The sequence below is a fragment of the Mesorhizobium sp. M7D.F.Ca.US.004.03.1.1 genome (assembly GCF_003998635.1).
Lineage (GTDB): Bacteria > Pseudomonadota > Alphaproteobacteria > Rhizobiales > Rhizobiaceae > Mesorhizobium > Mesorhizobium loti.
The window spans coordinates 1-1,166 of the sequence record NZ_RZQG01001345.1 but is presented as its reverse complement, the minus strand read 5'-3'; the positions used below and the strand labels follow the sequence as shown (position 1 = coordinate 1,166).

General features: G+C 63.5%; 1 pseudogene. It reads left to right on the top strand.

What is annotated here, in order from left to right:
• Nucleotides 1–1,166: pseudogene (locus EN935_RS36940) on the top strand (transcription-repair coupling factor); the annotation flags it as partial.

Sequence of the window (1,166 nt, the reverse complement as noted above, 5' to 3'; positions counted from 1 at the left end):
GCTGGCGAAAAAGCCGCACCGCGCCGTAATTCTCACCACCGCCAATGCACTGTTGCAGCGGATTCCACCGGCCGAACTGGTCGAGGCACAGACTTTTCATGCCAGGCCCGGCAACCAGATCAACATGAACGTGCTGGTGTCGCGGCTGGAAACATCTGGTTTCGAGCGCGTGCCAACCGTTCGCGGTATCGGTGAATTCGCGGTGCGCGGCGGTATTCTCGACCTGTTCGCGCCCGGCTGGACCGAAGCGCTCAGGCTCGACTTCTTCGGCGACACGCTGGAATCGATCCGCATCTTCGATGCCGCCACCCAGCGCACCACGGGCCAGCGCAAGTCGATGGCCCTGCAGGCGATGAGTGAAGTGGCGCTGACGCCGGAAACCATCAGCCGCTTCCGCCGCTCCTATATCGAAGCTTTTGGCGCGCCACAGCGCGATGACGGGCTCTACGCGGCGGTCAGCGAAGGGCGTCGCTTCGCCGGCATGGAGCACTGGCTGCCGTTCTTCTACGAGCGGCTGGAAACCGTATTCGACTATTTGCCTGATACACCTGTCATTTTCGACCATCTGGCGCATGAGGCGCTGGCCGAGCGCCACACGCTGATCCTCGACCACTACGAGGCACGCAGGAAGCAGGCCGACGGTGCGCTGAAGGACGCCGTACCCTACAAGCCGGTGCCGCCGGACCTGCTCTATCTCTCGCCGGAAAATCTGATCGCCTCGCTCGGGCCGCGCGAAGCGATCGATTTCACGCCGTTCGACGCGCCCGACGCCGGCTCGAAAAAAGTCTACCACGCCGGTTCGCGCCATGGCCGCAGCTTCGTCGAGGAACGCGCCGACCCCAGCATCAATGTCTTCGATGTCGTCGTCAAACACATCGCCGACGAGCGCGCGGCGCGCCGCCGCATTGTCATTGCCGGCTGGACCGAAGGCTCGCTCGACCGGCTTGGCCAGATCCTTGCCGAACATCATCTCGGCAACCTCAAGCAGGTCGCGACGCTGGCGGAAGCCGAACAGCTCGAACCGGGTCAGGCGGCCTTGGCCGTGCTGCCGCTCGAATCCGGCTTCGAGACCGAAAAACTGGTCGTCGTCGCCGAACAGGATATTCTCGGCGACCGGTTGATCCGACGCTCGAAGCGCAAGAAGCGTCCCTCGGATTTCATTGCAG